Source organism: Streptomyces sp. NPDC051364 (genome assembly GCF_040682115.1).
Lineage (GTDB): Bacteria > Actinomycetota > Actinomycetes > Streptomycetales > Streptomycetaceae > Streptomyces.
In genome coordinates this window covers 497,938-512,236 of sequence record NZ_JBFBAH010000003.1, presented here as the reverse complement: position 1 = coordinate 512,236, position 14,299 = coordinate 497,938, and the positions used below count along the sequence as shown (strand labels likewise).

The following is a 14,299-nucleotide window of genomic DNA, read 5'->3' as shown; positions in this document are numbered from 1 at the left end:
TCCGGTCCGGCCCGGTGTTCGTGTCTCGTATGGACTAACGAAGCGGTATGCGGACGGTTACGTCCGACAAACGGAGCGGCCCGCACTGGTTTGTCGGTGCGGGCCGCTCCGTCGGGGCGGGCGGGAGTCAGATGCCCAGGTCCTTGATGATCTTGGCTACGTGGCCCGTGGCCTTGACGTTGTAGAGGGCGCGCTCGACCTTGCCCTCCTCGTCCACGATCACCGTGGAGCGGATGACCCCGGTCACCGTCTTGCCGTACAGCTTCTTCTCGCCGAACGCGCCGTAGGTCTCGAGGACCTTCTTCTCGGGGTCGCCGACCAGGGTGACCTTCAGGTGCTCCTTCTCGCGGAACTTCGCCAGCTTCTCCGGCTTGTCCGGGGACACCCCGATCACGTCGTAGCCGGCCTCGGCGAGCACCGCCAGGTTGTCCGTGAAATCGCAGGCCTGCTTCGTGCAGCCCGGCGTCAGCGCCGCGGGGTAGAAGTACACGATCACCTTGCGGCCCTTGTGGTCGGCGAGCGAGACCTCGTTGCCGTCCGCGTCGGGCAGGGTGAAGGCGGGGGCGGTGTCGCCCGGCTGGAGTCGCTCGCTCATGTCAACAGTCTCCTCGGGAGGGGATCGGTACGGTCCGAGACTAAGCTGACAGACTGTTCATGGTGGGCTACGCCCCCTACTCGACCCGATGACGACGGAGGCAGCGCGGTGCCGGAAGCCAGGACCCCCGCACAGATCGAGGCGGACATCGTCCGCCGCCGCGAGCAGCTCGCCGAGACACTCGACGAGATCGGTGTGCGCGTGCACCCGAAGACGATCATCGGGGATGCGAAGGCCAGGGTCGCCTCGACCGTGGACCACACCGCCGGGCGTGCCGTCGTCGCCGTGAACCGTCTGCTGACGGATGTACGGGACGGTCTGCGGAACGACGACGGTACCCCGCGCTTCGAGCGGATCGCGCCCGTCGCGCTGCTCGCGGCGGGTGTGATCGGCCTGCTCGTGGCGTCGGCGCGGCGCAAGCGCCGATGACCCTGCGGCGTACAGGCGGGGCGCGGACGGGTAGGTTCGTGGCGTGAGCGACAACACCAACACCACCACCCACGACAAGCTGCCCATCCGCATGCTGCACGACCGTGTGCTCGTGAAGTCCGACTTGCCGGAGGGTGAGCGGCGCTCGGGCGGCGGCATCCTGATTCCGGCGACCGCTGCCGTGGGCAAGCGGCTGGCCTGGGCCGAGGTGGTCGCGGTCGGGCAGAACGTACGCAGTGTGGAGCCGGGCGACCGGGTGCTGTACGACCCGGAGGACCGGGCCGAGGTCGAGGTGCGGGGTGCGACGTACGTGCTGATGCGCGAGCGGGATCTGCATGCCGTGGCCGCGGAGCGGCTGGAGGGGTCCGAGGACTCCACCGGGCTGTACCTGTAGTGGTTCGATCGTTGAAGGGCCGGTGACCGGGGTCACCGGCCCTTTTGCCTGCGCTTTGCTACGGTGGTGGGGAACCCCCGACGAGACGCGCCGTACCGGGTAGCCGTGGCTGTACGACAAGACGACGCACCCCGTTCGCTCTCGTTCCGGAGGTGCCTGTCATGGCCTGGGTTCTGCTTCTCGTCGCCGGTCTGCTCGAGGTCGGCTGGTCGATCGGTATGAAATTCACGGAGGGGTTCACCCGGCTGTGGCCGAGCGTGTTCACCGGTGCCGGGATCGTCGCCAGCATGGTGTTGCTCTCCTACGCCGCCAAGACCCTGCCGATCGGTACCGCGTACGGCGTGTGGGTGGGCATCGGTGCGGCCGGGGCCGCGGTGCTGGGGATGACGGTGCTGGGTGAGCCCGTCACCGCCGCCCGGATCTTCTTCATCTGCCTGCTGCTGGTCGCCGTGGTGGGGCTGAAGGCGACATCCGGTCACTGATCTCTCCCCCCCCGTTCGGGTTACTTCCGCGATTGCGGCTATTCCAGGTATTGCGACGGGGGGCGGCTGCGCGGGCGGCCACCGGTGACGCCGCCCAGGGCGCCGGCGGTGGTGCCGGCCGTGGTGCCCGATGTCGCTGCGCCGGTGGTCCCGGTGGTCGTCCCGCCGGTGGTGCCCTCGTTGCTCCGGCCTTCGGTCGTGTCGCCTTCGGTGGTGCCGCCCTCGGTGTCCTGCCCCTGGTTCCGGCCGCCCTGGTCCTGTTCGCCGTCCGGCGGTGTCGGGCGGTTCGGGCGGTTCGGTCGGCTCGGCGGTGCCGGGGATTGCGGGGTGCTCTCGTCCGGCGTCGGCTCGGGGCTGCTCGGGATGAACGGCGGCGGGGACGGGGCGGCGCCCGGCTGGAGTTCGAGGTCGAAGTCCAGCGGGTCGCTGCCTTCCAGGGCGGTCTTGGTGTATTGCGCCCAGATCCGGGCCGGGTAGCCGCCGCCCCCGATCCGGGCCTCGCCGAGTGCCCCGTACAGGGATTCCAGGGCGCCGGTGTCGGGGTCCTGGCCCATCATCGAGACGACCGTGACAAGGTCCGGGGTGTACGCCGCGAACCAGGCGGAGCGGTCCAGTTCGCCGGTGCCCGTCTTGCCGGCGGCCGGGTGCCCGGCTGCGAGGGCGGCCGTACCGGTGCCGTTGTCGACGACGCTGACCAGCATGGACGTGGTGGTGTCGGCGGCTTCGCGGCTGACGGCCTGCTTCGGGGTGCGGTCGGGCAGGTGGATGCTGTCGCTGCCCTTGGTGATCTTGTCGACGAGCGTGTACGGGGTGTAGCGGCCGTGGTCGGCGAGGGTCGCGTAGGCCTGGGTCATGTCCAGGACGCTGGCCTGCATGGTGCCGAGGGCCATGGCGGGGCTCGCTACGAAGTTCGGGGTGTTCTCGGGGATGCCGAGGTCGATGGCGATCTTCTTGACCTTGGCGGTGCCGACGTCGACGACCATCTGAGCGAAGACGGCGTTGACGGAGAGGTCGGTGGCGGTGCTGACGGGGATGTTCCCGTACGACAACTGGCCTTCGTTCTCGGGGGCGTAGGGGGTCCGGGTGCCGGCGACGCGGCGTTTGTTGTCGCCGTTGTAGACGGTGTTGGGGGTGATCAAGCGGCCGTCCTGGGTGCGGGAGTCGTTCTCGACGGCGGCGGCGAACACGAACGGCTTGAAGGTGGAGGCCACTTGGTAGTCGTGCCGGGTCGCGTTGTTGACGTACTGCTTGGTGTAGTCGATGCCCCCGTACATGGCGACGACCTTGCCGGTGGCCGGGTCGATGGAGACTCCGCCGGCCCGTACGACGCGGTCGGCCTTGCGGGCTTCCGGGTCGAGTTTGCCGACCATCTTCTCGTCGACGGCGTCGACGAAGGCGTTCTGGCGGCGCTTGTCGATGGTGGTGGTGATGCGGTGGCCGCCCTCGGCGAGGGTCTTCTCGTCGAGGATCTTGTGCTCGACGATGTAGTCCTTGACGGCCTCGACGAGGTAGCCGCGCTGCCCGGAGAGGCCGGCGGCCGGGCGGACCTTGCCGGGTTCGGGGAACTGCGTCGTGGTCCGCGCGGCCGCGGGCAGCCACTGCTTCTTGACCATGCCGTCGAGTACGTAGTTCCAGCGGGCGACCGCGCGGGCGCGGCTCTGGGGGTGCGCGACGACGTCGAAGGCGCTGGGGGAGTTGAGGAGCGTGGCGAGGTACGCGCCTTCGGCGGTGGTGAGTTTGCCGACGTCCTTGCCGTAGTAGGCCTGGGCGGCGGCCTGGATGCCGTAGGCGTTGCGGCCGAAGTAGCTGGTGTTGAGGTAGCCCTCGAGGATGTAGTCCTTCGATTTCTCGCGGCCGAGTTTGATCGCGATGAAGAACTCCTTGACCTTGCGCGTGATCGTCTGTTCCTGGCCCAGGTAGTAGTTCTTGACGTACTGCTGGGTGATGGTCGAGCCGGACTGGGTGCCCTTGCCGGTGGCCGTGTTCCAGGCGGCGCGGATCATCGCCTTGGGGTCCACCGCCCGTTCGGAGTAGAAGTCCCGGTCCTCGGCGGCCAGTACGGCCTCCTGGACCGTGCGGGGGATCTGCGAGAGCGGGACGTTGACGCGGTTGACCTCGCCGTCGCGGGCGAGCTGGGAGCCGTCGGCGTAGAGGTAGAGGTTGGACTGGGCGGTGGCGGCGGCGTTGGCAGGAGGGATGTGGACCAGCAGGTAGCCGGCGATGAGGGCGCCGATGACCAGCAGGGCGAGCAGCAGGACGGTGCCGAGGACGATGCGCCAGGTGGGGACGAGGCGGCGCCAGCCGGTCCGCTTCCGTTTCCGCTCGGCCTTGTCGGCGGCTCGGCGCGACTGCTTCTCGCCGGACGGCTGCCGTGGATTCTGTGGCTGCTGCGCGGGAGGTCCTGCGGGGGTGTCCGGGTCACGAGGGGTCCAGCCCGGTGGTGGTGACTGGTCGCTCATCGCCAGGACTCCTCGACGCCGTACGAAATAACCACATCTGTACTCCGTGCTGTCTACCCGATGACCGCTCATTCCGCTTCGGACGGGCGTAAATCGGTCGCGTGGATCGCCCCTCCGCACTAAGCTCGCGCGCTTTGGCCGACGTAGGAACGACCGGGGAAAACGGAGGGATACGGTGCGCCAGGCAACGGCTCGCAGAGCGTGGCTCTATCCGGCCGTGGCGGCCGGGGGGTTCCGGCGCTACGCCACGTACGGGACGGCGACGGCGGCAGGGGTGTTCACCAACACCGTCTTCGGCTTCATCCTGGCGTACACGTACGTCGCGCTGTGGGACGAGCGGCCCGGACTCGGCGGCTACGACCAGGCGCAGGCGCTGACCTTCGTCTGGGTGAGCCAGTCGCTGCTCGCCGCGGGCGCGCTCATCGGCGGCGGCTTCCAGGACGAGATGCAGGAGCGTATCCGTACGGGTGACATCGCCGTCGACCTGTACCGGCCGGCCGATCTGCAGATGTGGTGGCTCGCGGCCGATCTGGGGCGCGCGGGCTTCCAGTTGCTCGGGCGCGGGGTGGTGCCGTTGTTCGCGGGGGCGCTGGCGTTCGAGCTGGCGCTGCCCGCCGATCCGCTGCGCTGGCTGCTGTTCCTGGTGTCCGTACTGCTCGCGCTGGTCGTCAGCTTCGGGATCCGGTACCTGCTGGGGCTGGCCGCGTTCTGGCTGATGGACGGGGCCGGGATCAACCTGATGGCCGTCGTCGTCACGATCTTCTGCTCCGGGATGCTGCTGCCGCTGACGGTGTTCCCGGGCGGCCTCGGCGAGATCGTCCGCGTCCTGCCGTGGGCGGCGATGATCCAGGTGCCGCTGGACGTGCTGATGGGCGTGCACGCCGGCGCCGGGGGCGCGGTGCGGGCGCTGGGCTTCCAGGCGGGGTGGGCGCTCGTACTGCTGGGCGCGGGGCGGCTGTTGCAGTCGGCGGCGACGCGGAAGGTGGTGGTCCAGGGTGGCTGAGGCGGTGGTGGCTCCGGCGCGGCGGCCCGGAGGACTCGTGGACGTCCCGCCGCGGAACCGGGCCGTGGAGGGGCTGCGCGGCTACGGGCTGATCGTGGCGATGTGGGTCCGGTCGACGATGACGTACCGGACGTCCTTCCTGCTCTCCACGTTCGGGAACGCGGCGATCACGCTCCTCGACTTCGTCGCGATCTGGATCATGTTCTCGCACGTGGACGTGCTCGGCGGTTTCGCGCTGCCGGAGATCGCCCTGCTGTACGGGTCGGCCTCGGCCTCGCTGGGGCTCGCGGATCTGCTCCTCGGCAATACGGACCGGATCGGCGTCCGGATCCGCGACGGCTCGCTCGACACCATGCTGGTGCGCCCGGTCCCGGTGCTCGCGCAGGTCGCGGCGGACCGCTTCGCGCTGCGGCGGGTGGGGCGGATCGGGCAGGGCCTGGCGGTGCTGGTCTGGGCGGTCTCGGCGCTGGACGTGGAGTGGACGGCCGGGAAGGTGTGGCTGATGCCGGTGATGGTCGTGGCCGGGGCGGCGATCTTCGGGGCGGTGATGGTGGCCGGGGCGGCGTTCCAGTTCGTCGCCGGGGACGCGGCGGAGGTGCAGAACTCCTTCACGTACGGCGGGAACACGATGCTCCAGTACCCGCCGGCGGTGTTCGGGAAGGACCTGCTGCGCGGGGTCACCTTCGTCGTGCCGCTGGCCTTCGTGAACTGGCTGCCCGCCCTGTACGTGCTGGGGCGGCCCGATCCGCTGGGGCTGCCGGGGTGGGTGGCGTTCCTGAGCCCGCTGGTGGCGGTGGTGGTGTTCGTACCCGCGTCGCTGGTGTGGCGTGCGGGTCTTCGTTCGTACCGGAGTACGGGGAGCTGAGCGGCTGTGGGCACGGATGTGCTGATCGAGCTGGACGGGGTCGAGAAGGTCTTCGACGTACGGCGCCGGGTGGGCCTGATGCGGCGGGAGAAGCGGCAGGTCAGGGCGGTTGACGGGATCAGCTTCGAGGTGGCGCGGGGCGAGGTGGTCGGTTACATCGGGCCCAACGGCGCCGGGAAGTCGACCACGATCAAGATGCTGACCGGCATCCTCACGCCGAGCGGCGGCCGGCTGCGGGTCGCGGGCATCGACCCGGCGCGGGAGCGGATGCGGCTGGCGCACCGGATCGGGGTGGTGTTCGGGCAGCGGACCACGCTGTGGTGGGACCTGCCGCTGAAGGACTCGTACGGGCTGATGCGGCGGATGTACCGGATCCCGGCGGCGCGGTTCAAGGAGAACCTGGAGCGCTGCGTGGACCGCCTCGACCTGGCCGAGCTGATGGACGTGCCGGTACGGCAGCTGTCGCTGGGCCAGCGGATGCGCGGGGACATCGCGGCGGCGCTGCTGCACGATCCGGACGTGCTGTACCTGGACGAGCCGACGATCGGGCTCGACGTGGTGAGCAAGGCGAAGGTACGGGGCTTCCTGAGGCAGTTGAACGCGGAGCTCGGCACGACGGTACTGCTGACCACGCACGACCTTCAGGACATCGAGCAGCTGTGCGAGCGGGTGATGGTGATCGACCACGGGCGGCTGATGTACGACGGGCCGCTGGGCGGTCTGCACGCGATGGGGGAGGGCGGCGGCGAGCGGACGCTGGTGGTGGACCTGGAGCGGGAGCTTCCGGAGATCAGCGTGGCGGGGGCGCGGGTGGTGAAGGTGGACGGCCCGCGGCAGTGGCTGGCGTTCGCGGCGGGGACCTCGGCGGCGCCACTGGTGGCGGAGGTGGCGGCCCGGTACCCGCTGCTGGACCTGTCGGTCCGGGAGCCGGACATCGAGGACGTGATCGCGCGGATGTACGCGGGGCGGGGGTGAGGGGGCGGGCGGTCCAGGGGGCCGGGCGGCCGGGGCGCCCCGGGGCCAGGGACAGGGGATCAGGGATCAGGGATAAGGGATAAATCAGGGGCGAGCCGGGGTCGGAGCCAGGGCTGGGCCATACAACTCCCGTGCGTGGCTGCATAGGCTGTTCCCCATGACTGACGAGCGGCCGGAGAAGCCGTTGCCGGAGCTGAGGGCGTCGGACGCCGACCGTGACCGGGTGGTGGAGCGTCTGCGGGACGCCGTCGCCGAGGGCCGGATCGACATGGAGGAGTTCGAGGAGCGGCTGGAGGCTGCGTACAAGTCGAAGACGTACGCCGAACTGGAACCACTGACCCGCGACTTGCCGGCGCCGGGCGCGGCCCCGATGCCGATTGCGGCGTCGGGCCCGGCCCCGGCCCCGGTGCCTGCCGACAGCTCGTGGTCGTCCCGGATCGGCGGCGGCGTCGGTCTGCCCGCGGGATCCTCGGCGGCCGTCGCGGTCATGTCGTCGTTCCAGCGCAAGGGCAACTGGACGGTGCCCGCCCGCCTGGACGCGGTGGCGTTCTGGGGCGGCGGCGAGCTCGACCTGCGCGAGGCGAACTTCGCGCAGCGGGAAGTGGTCATCAACTGCGTCGCGATCATGGGCGGGATCCAGATCACCGTCCCGCCGGGCGTGGAGGTCGACGTCCGGGGCTTCGGCTTCATGGGCGCCTTCGACCAGCGCGACGCCCCGGGCCCGGTTGTCCCGGGCGCCCCGCGGGTGGTCGTGACGGGCTTCGCCTTCTGGGGCGGCGTCGAAATCAAGACCAAATCCCCCAAGCGCCCCAAACCCCTACCCGGCGGCCCGAACCTCCACAAGGAGCTGTAGCGGGCCCGCGCAGGCCTCCGGGCCGCGGCCCGGACACCCCGGACCGAGCCCTGGCCGGTACCCGAGGCCCGACGGAGCTCGGCCGGGCCGCACGGGTCGTCCGGCGGCGGTAGGTCCGGCGGGGGCGCGTGCCTCCGGGCTCGGTCGCGTCGTACGGGACGCCGGGCCCCTCGCGGGCAGTGAATCGGCGTGCCGGGAACTCCTCGGGCCTCCTGGGAGTCGGATGCTATGCAGACAAAACCGGCGCCCGGGGGAAGGGAGGAGCACGTGGACAACCGCACCAACGCCGTAGGCACTGGCACTGGCACTGGGACTGGCGGCTTCGTGTTCAGCGAGGCCGACGAGGAGCGCCGCCGCGGCGTCCGCCGCATGAAGACCACCGCGACCGGCCTCCTGATCCTGGTCGCGCTGGTCTACGTACTGACCACCTGGGCCGAGCACTCCGGGGCCGGCGGCTGGGCCGGCTACGTCCGGGCCGCCGCCGAGGCCGGCATGGTCGGCGCGCTCGCGGACTGGTTCGCCGTCACCGCGCTGTTCCGGCACCCGCTCGGCCTGCCCATCCCGCACACCGCGATCATCCCGACCAAGAAGGACCAGCTCGGCGTCTCCCTCGGAGAGTTCGTCGGCGAGAACTTCCTCTCCCCGGACGTGGTCCGCGCCCGCCTGCACGCCCTCCGCATCGGCAGCCGCCTCGGAGCCTGGCTGGCCGAGCCCGCGCACGCGGACCGGGTCACGGCCGAGCTGGCCACCGCGCTGCGCGGAGCCCTGACCGTACTGCGCGATTCCGACGTGCAGGCCGTCGTGGGCGAGGCCATCACCCGGCGGGCCGAGACCGCCGAGATCGCGCCGGGGATCGGCAAGACGCTGGAGAAGGTCGTCGCGGACGGCGGGCACCGCCGCGTCGTCGACCTCGTCTGCGTCAAGGCCCACGACTGGCTGGTGACGCACGGGGAGTCGGTGATGGGCGCGGTCCAGGGCGGCGCGCCCGGCTGGACCCCGCGGTTCGTGGACCGCAAGGTCGGCGAGCGCGTGTACAAGGAACTGCTCCGCTTCCTGACCGAGATGCGGGACATGCCGGAGCATCCGGCGCGCGGGGCGGTGGACCGGTTCCTGACGGACTTCGCGGCCGACCTCCAGTCGGACACGGACACCCGGGCCCGGGTGGAGCGACTGAAGTCCGAGATCCTGCAGCGCGAGGAGGTCCAGGACGTGATCGCCTCTGCCTGGACCGCGATCCGGTCGATGATCATCTCGGCGGCGGAGGACGAGCAGAGCGAGCTGCGGCTGCGGGTCCGGTCCTCGCTGCTGTCGCTGGGGGCGCGGCTGGCGACGGACGGCCGGCTCCAGGACAAGGTGGAGGGCTGGATCGAGGGCGCGGTGGTGTACGTGGTGACCACCTACCGGGCCGAGATCACCTCGCTGATCACGGACACCGTGGCCGGGTGGGACGCCGAGCACACGTCGCGGAAGATCGAGGCCCACATCGGCCGGGACCTGCAGTTCATCCGCATCAACGGCACGGTGGTCGGCGCCCTGGCCGGGCTGCTGATCTACGTGGTGTCGCAGGCGTTCGGCGCGTAGGCGCGTAGGCGGGCAGGCGGGCAGGCAGGCAGGCGGGCTCGACGCGGAGAGCCGTGTCTGCCACCGGGCCTGCCCGGCCCGGCTGCCTCAGCCGCGGTCGGCGACGACCCAGGACGCGGTCGCCACGACGGCCGCGGCCCCGAGGACGGCCGGCCACGCCCCGACCTTCTTGGCCAGCGGGTGCGCGCCCGCGAAGCCGGCGAGGTACAACGCGCCGAGCCCGGCCGCCGCGGGGGTGCCGCCGCGCCGGTGCCATTCCCGCCCGGCGGCGAGCCCGGCGGCGCCGAGTACGAAACCGCCCAGCGGACGCTTCTTGGTCCACCGGGCGACGGCGTACCCGCCGACCAGTCCGGCGGCCGCCACTGCGGAACTCGGTACGCGCGCCATGCCCACTCCTCAAGTCGTCTGATCTGACGGATCTCACCTGTACTACTACTGCGAGTGCTACGAGGCTAGCGCGGGGGCTTGACCACCCGGCGGGCCCCCAGCGCCCCCAGCACGAGCACGGCCCCGCCGATCACACCGTCCGGCACGGCGTCCTTGACGGCGCGCGGCAGCAGTGCCACCACACCCAGGACGAGAAGGAAGGCGAGCACGCACCGGCCGGTGGCCCGAAGCAGTCTGTCCACGGGCTGCTCAACGCGCCGCGGGTCCCCCCGACACGGAGTACGGGGAGGGGATTTGTCGCACACTCGCCGGATCCGCGCGATACGTGCTCCAGGAACCGGTCCGGCATAAATTGACTCTCCCATCCCAAACGGGAAAAAAGAGGAGCTCGGACATCGTGATCTGCTACGGACAGGCCGTCCTCGACCTCGCGGACGAACTGGTCGACGCCTATGCCGACGTCTTCTCCGCCCCGCCGTGGAACGAAGACGAAGAAACCATTCGTCAGTTCGCGGCCCGCCTCCCGGCCGACGCCCGGCGCCGCGGCTTCCGTACGGCGCTCGCCCAGTCCGCGGCCGGCATCGACGGCTTCGCCACGGGCTGGCTCACCCCGGCGTCCTTCCCCAAGGCCCGCGGGTACGCCCAGGTCGCGGCGCAGCTCGGCCCGGAGCGGGTGCGGGAACTCCTGACGGGTGCGCTGGAGATAGACGAGCTCGCCGTACGCCCCTACGCGCGCGGCCACGGCACGGGCCGGGCCCTGCTCACCGAGATCACCGCCGACGCCCCGGACCGGCGGGCCTGGCTGCTGACCTCCCGCCTGGCGACCGACACGGTGGCCACCTACCGGCGCCTGGGCTGGCACGAGGTCACCGCCCGGCCGGGCACGCAGACGGGGGTGATCGTCTTCCTGTCCCCGGACCACCCGGGCCGCTAGGTCGTGTCTTCGGCCCGGCACGACACATCTCGCGCCGTTGTCGAAGCGCGCCGGTACGGGCACCGGACGGCCAGGGCTGATCCGGCGTGATCGGGCGTGATCCGAAGGCGAGCCCGTGGGTGTCTGCGACTCATGCCGGGCATACCCGCGGCATGATCACACCGAAGCCGCTGCTGCGCAGGCAACTCAACCTGGCCACCCGCCACCAGCTCGCCGCGTCCGGGATCCCGGACGGCACGATCACCTCCCGCACCCGCCCGGGCGGGCCCTGGCAGCGCTTACTACCCAGGGTGTACCTCCTGCAGACCGGGCCCCCGGACCACCGCCAACGCGCCCTCGCCGCCGTCCTGTACGCCGCCGAGCCCGCCGCGGACCCGCTCTCCGGCGACACGGCCGTCCTCACCGGCGGCGCCGCCCTGGCCCTCCTCGGCATCCGCGACGTCCCGTACACCCCGGCCGACGTCCTGGTCCGCGCCCCGCGCCGGCTCACCGGCACCCCGGAGGTCCGCCCGCTGGCCACCGCGCGCTGGCCGCGCACCATCGCGGTGTCCGGCGTCCCGAGCACCCGCCCGGTGCGGGCGGCGGCCGACTTCGCCTCCCGGGCCGGGGATCCGGCGCGGATCCGCTCGACCCTGGCCCATGTCGTCCAGGCCGGCTGGTGCCACCCGCAGGACCTGCACGCCGAGCTCCGCGCGGCCCGCCTCCTCACCCGCCCGGCGATCCGCGCCGCCGCGTCGGAACTCGTCGCCGGGGTCCGCTCGATCGCCGAGGGCCTGGCCCGGGACACCCTCACGGCGACGGACCTCCCGACCCCGCTGTGGAACGCCCGCCTGTACACCCCGGACGGCACGTTCCTGGCCAGCCCGGACGCGTACTGGCCCGACGAGGGGGTCGCCCTGGAGATCGACTCGGCGGAGTACCACTACACGCGCGACGCCTGGCACGCCACCCTCCTGCGCCGCCTGCGCCTGGAGTCCCACGGCATCCTGGTCGTCAGCGCAACCCCGTCGATGATCCGCGACACCCCGCCCCAGGTCATCGCCGCCCTCCGCACCCTCCTCACCTTGGGAGCCACCCGCCCCACCCCACCCACGGCCCAAGCCCGCGGCCACCAACAGCTACAGCCCTTCCCGCGCGACCTGTAACCGGCCAGTTTTGACAGGATGCGATCGGTCATGTTTGACAGATGACAGTTGCTGCATAGCGTCGTGCCATGACGATGCGGGATCTGCTTCTTGAGGTTGCACACACCTACGACCAGAAGGCCGGCACGCGCGCAGAGGTGCCTGGCCAGCAGGTACTTCGCGGTGTCTCCAGCCGCGACGATCTCGGGGTGGTGGAGGGCTGGAGCGCTGCCGGCTACGGCGGCAATGGGAGCGCGGCCACGGCGCCATGGATCGGCGTATTCGATCTGAAGATCAACACAGATCCCAAGATTGGTGTGTATCTCGCCTATATCTTCAGCACGGATCTAAAGTCTGTGACGCTGACCCTTCAGCAAGGAGTCACTGACCTGAGCGAAAGGATCAGCGGAAAGAAAGCCTTCCACGCGCATCTTGAACGGCAAGCAGATGAGCTTTACGGGGCGCTGTCGTCGAGCCTGGCTGAGGAGTGGAACCATCGTCCGTCGTTCGGCTCGGGGAATCGTCCCGAGTCGTACGAAGCGGCGAGCGTGGTAGCTCGCACGTACGGGATCGACGAACTGCCCGCCGAGGAGCAGCTTCAGCAGGACCTGCGTGAGGCCGAGGTTCTTCTCCAGCTGGTGGCAGAGGCCGACACGGCCATGCGCTCCGCGCGAGAGGGTGGTGATGAGGCCTTTACCCCGCCAAAGCCGAAGCGGAAACGGAAGAACGCGGCGTCACCGGTGATTGCATTCAAGCCGGGGAACAGCAGCGAGTACGTTGCGCACATCGCTGCTCATCAGCAGATGAAGGGCCGGAAACATGAGCTGCTGATCGAGGAATTCGTCGAGTACATCAAGACCCGAGACTACGAGGCGAGGAACCAGCGGATTCACCCCAAGGACCTTATTCTCGAGCTGGCCGGCGTTGTAGACAGCGGCGCCCCAGAGTGGCTCGTCGAGGCCAAGGTCATCAGAAACGGGAACATCACCGCCGCTGTCCGTGAAGCCGTGGGGCAGCTGCGTGAGTACAGCTACTTCCTCTACCGAGAGAGCGAGTTGGCAACCCCCCACCTCGTAGGCCTGTTCTCCGAGGACATCGGCGTGTACGCGTCCTACTTGGAAGACCAAGGGATCGCAGCGGTTTGGCAGAGCGGTGATGGTTGGCAGGGAACGAGCACCGCTGCTGCCTGGGGGATGGTCGACTGAATAGAGGGCAGGCCTTCCTAGCCCCCGTGGCACTCCGAGTACGGCTTGCCTGAGGTGCACCAGCACGGGGACGTGGGGGTGGGGGGCCAGGGGGTGGCTTTGCCGCGGGCTGCCAGGGTCGTGGCGTATTCCGGGAGGAGGGACGGGGAGGCCGGGGAGGTCTTCTCGGATGCCGCGAAGGCCTCGTACGAGGGGACGCTCGCCGTCACAATGCCGAGGTTCGTCGTGCCCGAGGCCGCCAGGGCGCGCAGGGACGTCTCGATGTGCGCGAGGTGCGCAGCGTGCGAGGGGTATTCCGCCGCCAGGGTGGGGTACGACGTGAGGAGCTCGGCCAGTTCTCGCTGGGGCCAGTGGAGGATGGCCACCGGGAACGGGCGGGAGAGGGCGGCGCGGCGGTCGCCCAGTTCGGCGCGGAGGCGGGCGATCTCGGCGCGGAGCTCGGCCGGGTCGTCGGAGCCGAGGGCCCAGATGCGCTTCGGGTCGTGGAGCTCGTCCAGCGGGATCGGCCCGATGTGGCGGGTGTCGGCGACCATGTCCCAGTCGTCGTGCGGGAGTCCGAGGAGGCGGCGGACCCGGTGGCGTCCCGTCAGGAGGGCTGTCGTGGCCGGGGTCAGGGGTGCGCTCTCCGTGATCAGGAGGGTGGCCGCCTGGGTGAAGCACTCCTCCGACGTGGTCAACTCGTCGTGGGCCTCGAGGGCTTCCGCGATGACCTCCCAGGGGGCCGGGTCCGCGGGCGCGGCCGCGCGGATGCCCTGGATGAGGGCGCGGGCCTCGGGCTCGTGGCCGTACTCCCACAGGTTCGCGGCCTGGAGCGCCTTGATCAGGTGCGGGTCGGCCGGGGAGGCGGCGAGGAGTTGGTCGTACAGCGCGCTGGCGCGGTCCCGGGCGTCACCCAGTTCGAGGTGGGCCGCGGCCTGGAGGAGCAAAGGCTCCTGGTCCTCGGGGTAACGGGTCGCCGTGCGGATGAGGCGCTCGGCTTCGGCGATGTGCTCGGCAGGCGTGTCAGGGCGCAT

General features: G+C 70.7%; 16 protein-coding genes and 1 riboswitch. Of the genes, 11 read left to right on the top strand and 5 right to left on the bottom strand.

What is annotated here, in order from left to right:
• Window positions 1-127 precede the first annotated feature (127 nt).
• Window positions 128-595 (bottom strand): thioredoxin-dependent thiol peroxidase, encoded by a 468-nt coding sequence (gene bcp, locus AB0M76_RS09425; RefSeq protein WP_266628944.1) that lies wholly within the window; start codon window positions 593-595, stop codon window positions 128-130.
• Between the two features lie 108 nt (window positions 596-703).
• On the opposite strand from bcp, the gene AB0M76_RS09420 reads away from it, so the two are divergent.
• The 3 genes from AB0M76_RS09420 (at window position 704) to AB0M76_RS09410 (ending at window position 1,900) form a co-directional block, all read left to right on the top strand.
• A complete protein-coding gene (locus AB0M76_RS09420; protein ID WP_365952313.1) occupies window positions 704-1,024 on the top strand; it encodes a DUF3618 domain-containing protein in 321 nt (106 codons plus the stop codon).
• A 91-nt stretch (window positions 1,025-1,115) separates the two neighbouring features.
• Window positions 1,116-1,418 (top strand): co-chaperone GroES, encoded by a 303-nt coding sequence (locus AB0M76_RS09415; RefSeq protein ID WP_365952361.1) that lies wholly within the window; start codon window positions 1,116-1,118, stop codon window positions 1,416-1,418.
• A gap of 52 nt (window positions 1,419-1,470) precedes the next feature.
• Window positions 1,471-1,549: riboswitch (guanidine-III (ykkC-III) riboswitch) on the top strand.
• A gap of 30 nt (window positions 1,550-1,579) precedes the next feature.
• Window positions 1,580-1,900, top strand: a complete 321-nt coding sequence (locus AB0M76_RS09410) for a multidrug efflux SMR transporter (RefSeq protein WP_266666693.1) — start codon at window positions 1,580-1,582, stop codon at window positions 1,898-1,900.
• Between the two features lie 38 nt (window positions 1,901-1,938).
• Here AB0M76_RS09410 and AB0M76_RS09405 read toward each other — a convergent pair whose 3' ends face one another.
• On the bottom strand, window positions 1,939-4,359 hold the full coding sequence (locus AB0M76_RS09405) for a transglycosylase domain-containing protein (protein WP_365952312.1): 2,421 nt from the start codon (window positions 4,357-4,359) through the stop codon (window positions 1,939-1,941).
• 175 nt (window positions 4,360-4,534) lie between these two features.
• Between AB0M76_RS09405 and AB0M76_RS09400 the strand changes: the two genes are divergently transcribed.
• The 5 genes from AB0M76_RS09400 to AB0M76_RS09380 all read left to right on the top strand — a co-directional run bounded on the left by AB0M76_RS09400 (window position 4,535) and on the right by AB0M76_RS09380 (window position 9,636).
• Window positions 4,535-5,362 (top strand): ABC-2 family transporter protein, encoded by an 828-nt coding sequence (locus tag AB0M76_RS09400; protein ID WP_365952311.1) that lies wholly within the window; start codon window positions 4,535-4,537, stop codon window positions 5,360-5,362.
• Window positions 5,355-6,227, top strand: coding sequence for an ABC transporter permease (locus AB0M76_RS09395; protein WP_266994699.1), 873 nt, complete (start codon window positions 5,355-5,357; stop codon window positions 6,225-6,227). Before AB0M76_RS09400 ends, AB0M76_RS09395 begins: the two co-directional genes overlap by 8 nt.
• A gap of 6 nt (window positions 6,228-6,233) precedes the next feature.
• Window positions 6,234-7,202: an ATP-binding cassette domain-containing protein gene (locus tag AB0M76_RS09390; protein WP_365952310.1), complete on the top strand. Its 969-nt coding sequence runs from the start codon at window positions 6,234-6,236 to the stop codon at window positions 7,200-7,202.
• A 157-nt stretch (window positions 7,203-7,359) separates the two neighbouring features.
• Window positions 7,360-8,055 carry a DUF1707 domain-containing protein gene (locus AB0M76_RS09385; RefSeq protein ID WP_365952309.1) on the top strand — a complete coding sequence of 232 codons (696 nt, stop codon included), beginning with the start codon at window positions 7,360-7,362 and terminating at the stop codon, window positions 8,053-8,055.
• A 267-nt stretch (window positions 8,056-8,322) separates the two neighbouring features.
• A complete protein-coding gene (locus AB0M76_RS09380; protein WP_365952308.1) occupies window positions 8,323-9,636 on the top strand; it encodes a DUF445 domain-containing protein in 1,314 nt (437 codons plus the stop codon).
• Between the two features lie 87 nt (window positions 9,637-9,723).
• Here the strand turns inward: AB0M76_RS09380 and AB0M76_RS09375 are convergent, their stop codons facing one another.
• Window positions 9,724-10,023 carry a hypothetical protein gene (locus AB0M76_RS09375; RefSeq protein ID WP_365952307.1) on the bottom strand — a complete coding sequence of 100 codons (300 nt, stop codon included), beginning with the start codon at window positions 10,021-10,023 and terminating at the stop codon, window positions 9,724-9,726.
• A gap of 65 nt (window positions 10,024-10,088) precedes the next feature.
• A complete protein-coding gene (locus AB0M76_RS09370) occupies window positions 10,089-10,265 on the bottom strand; it encodes a hypothetical protein (RefSeq protein ID WP_266666706.1) in 177 nt (58 codons plus the stop codon).
• A 155-nt stretch (window positions 10,266-10,420) separates the two neighbouring features.
• Here AB0M76_RS09370 and AB0M76_RS09365 point away from each other — a divergent pair, with 155 nt between their 5' ends.
• The 3 genes from AB0M76_RS09365 (at window position 10,421) to AB0M76_RS09355 (ending at window position 13,286) form a co-directional block, all read left to right on the top strand.
• On the top strand, window positions 10,421-10,957 hold the full coding sequence (locus AB0M76_RS09365; RefSeq protein WP_365952306.1) for a GNAT family N-acetyltransferase: 537 nt from the start codon (window positions 10,421-10,423) through the stop codon (window positions 10,955-10,957).
• 152 nt (window positions 10,958-11,109) lie between these two features.
• Window positions 11,110-12,102 carry a hypothetical protein gene (locus AB0M76_RS09360; protein WP_365952305.1) on the top strand — a complete coding sequence of 331 codons (993 nt, stop codon included), beginning with the start codon at window positions 11,110-11,112 and terminating at the stop codon, window positions 12,100-12,102.
• Window positions 12,103-12,170: 68 nt separating this feature from the next.
• Complete coding sequence (locus AB0M76_RS09355) at window positions 12,171-13,286, top strand: DUF3578 domain-containing protein (protein ID WP_365952304.1); 1,116 nt, start codon at window positions 12,171-12,173, stop codon at window positions 13,284-13,286.
• Window positions 13,287-13,303: 17 nt separating this feature from the next.
• Here the strand turns inward: AB0M76_RS09355 and AB0M76_RS09350 are convergent, their stop codons facing one another.
• Window positions 13,304-14,299: an SEC-C domain-containing protein gene (locus tag AB0M76_RS09350; protein ID WP_365952303.1), complete on the bottom strand. Its 996-nt coding sequence runs from the start codon at window positions 14,297-14,299 to the stop codon at window positions 13,304-13,306.

Coding starts and splice junctions, on each gene's coding strand:
- bcp (WP_266628944.1), bottom strand. CDS start 595: ATGAGCGAGCGACTCCAGCCGGGCGACACCGCCCCCGCCTTCACCCTG.
- AB0M76_RS09415 (WP_365952361.1), top strand. CDS start 1,116: ATGCTGCACGACCGTGTGCTCGTGAAGTCCGACTTGCCGGAGGGTGAG.
- AB0M76_RS09410 (WP_266666693.1), top strand. CDS start 1,580: ATGGCCTGGGTTCTGCTTCTCGTCGCCGGTCTGCTCGAGGTCGGCTGG.
- AB0M76_RS09405 (WP_365952312.1), bottom strand. CDS start 4,359: ATGAGCGACCAGTCACCACCACCGGGCTGGACCCCTCGTGACCCGGAC.
- AB0M76_RS09385 (WP_365952309.1), top strand. CDS start 7,360: ATGACTGACGAGCGGCCGGAGAAGCCGTTGCCGGAGCTGAGGGCGTCG.
- AB0M76_RS09375 (WP_365952307.1), bottom strand. CDS start 10,023: ATGGCGCGCGTACCGAGTTCCGCAGTGGCGGCCGCCGGACTGGTCGGC.
- AB0M76_RS09360 (WP_365952305.1), top strand. CDS start 11,110: ATGATCACACCGAAGCCGCTGCTGCGCAGGCAACTCAACCTGGCCACC.
- AB0M76_RS09355 (WP_365952304.1), top strand. CDS start 12,171: ATGACGATGCGGGATCTGCTTCTTGAGGTTGCACACACCTACGACCAG.
- AB0M76_RS09350 (WP_365952303.1), bottom strand. CDS start 14,299: ATGCGCCCTGACACGCCTGCCGAGCACATCGCCGAAGCCGAGCGCCTC.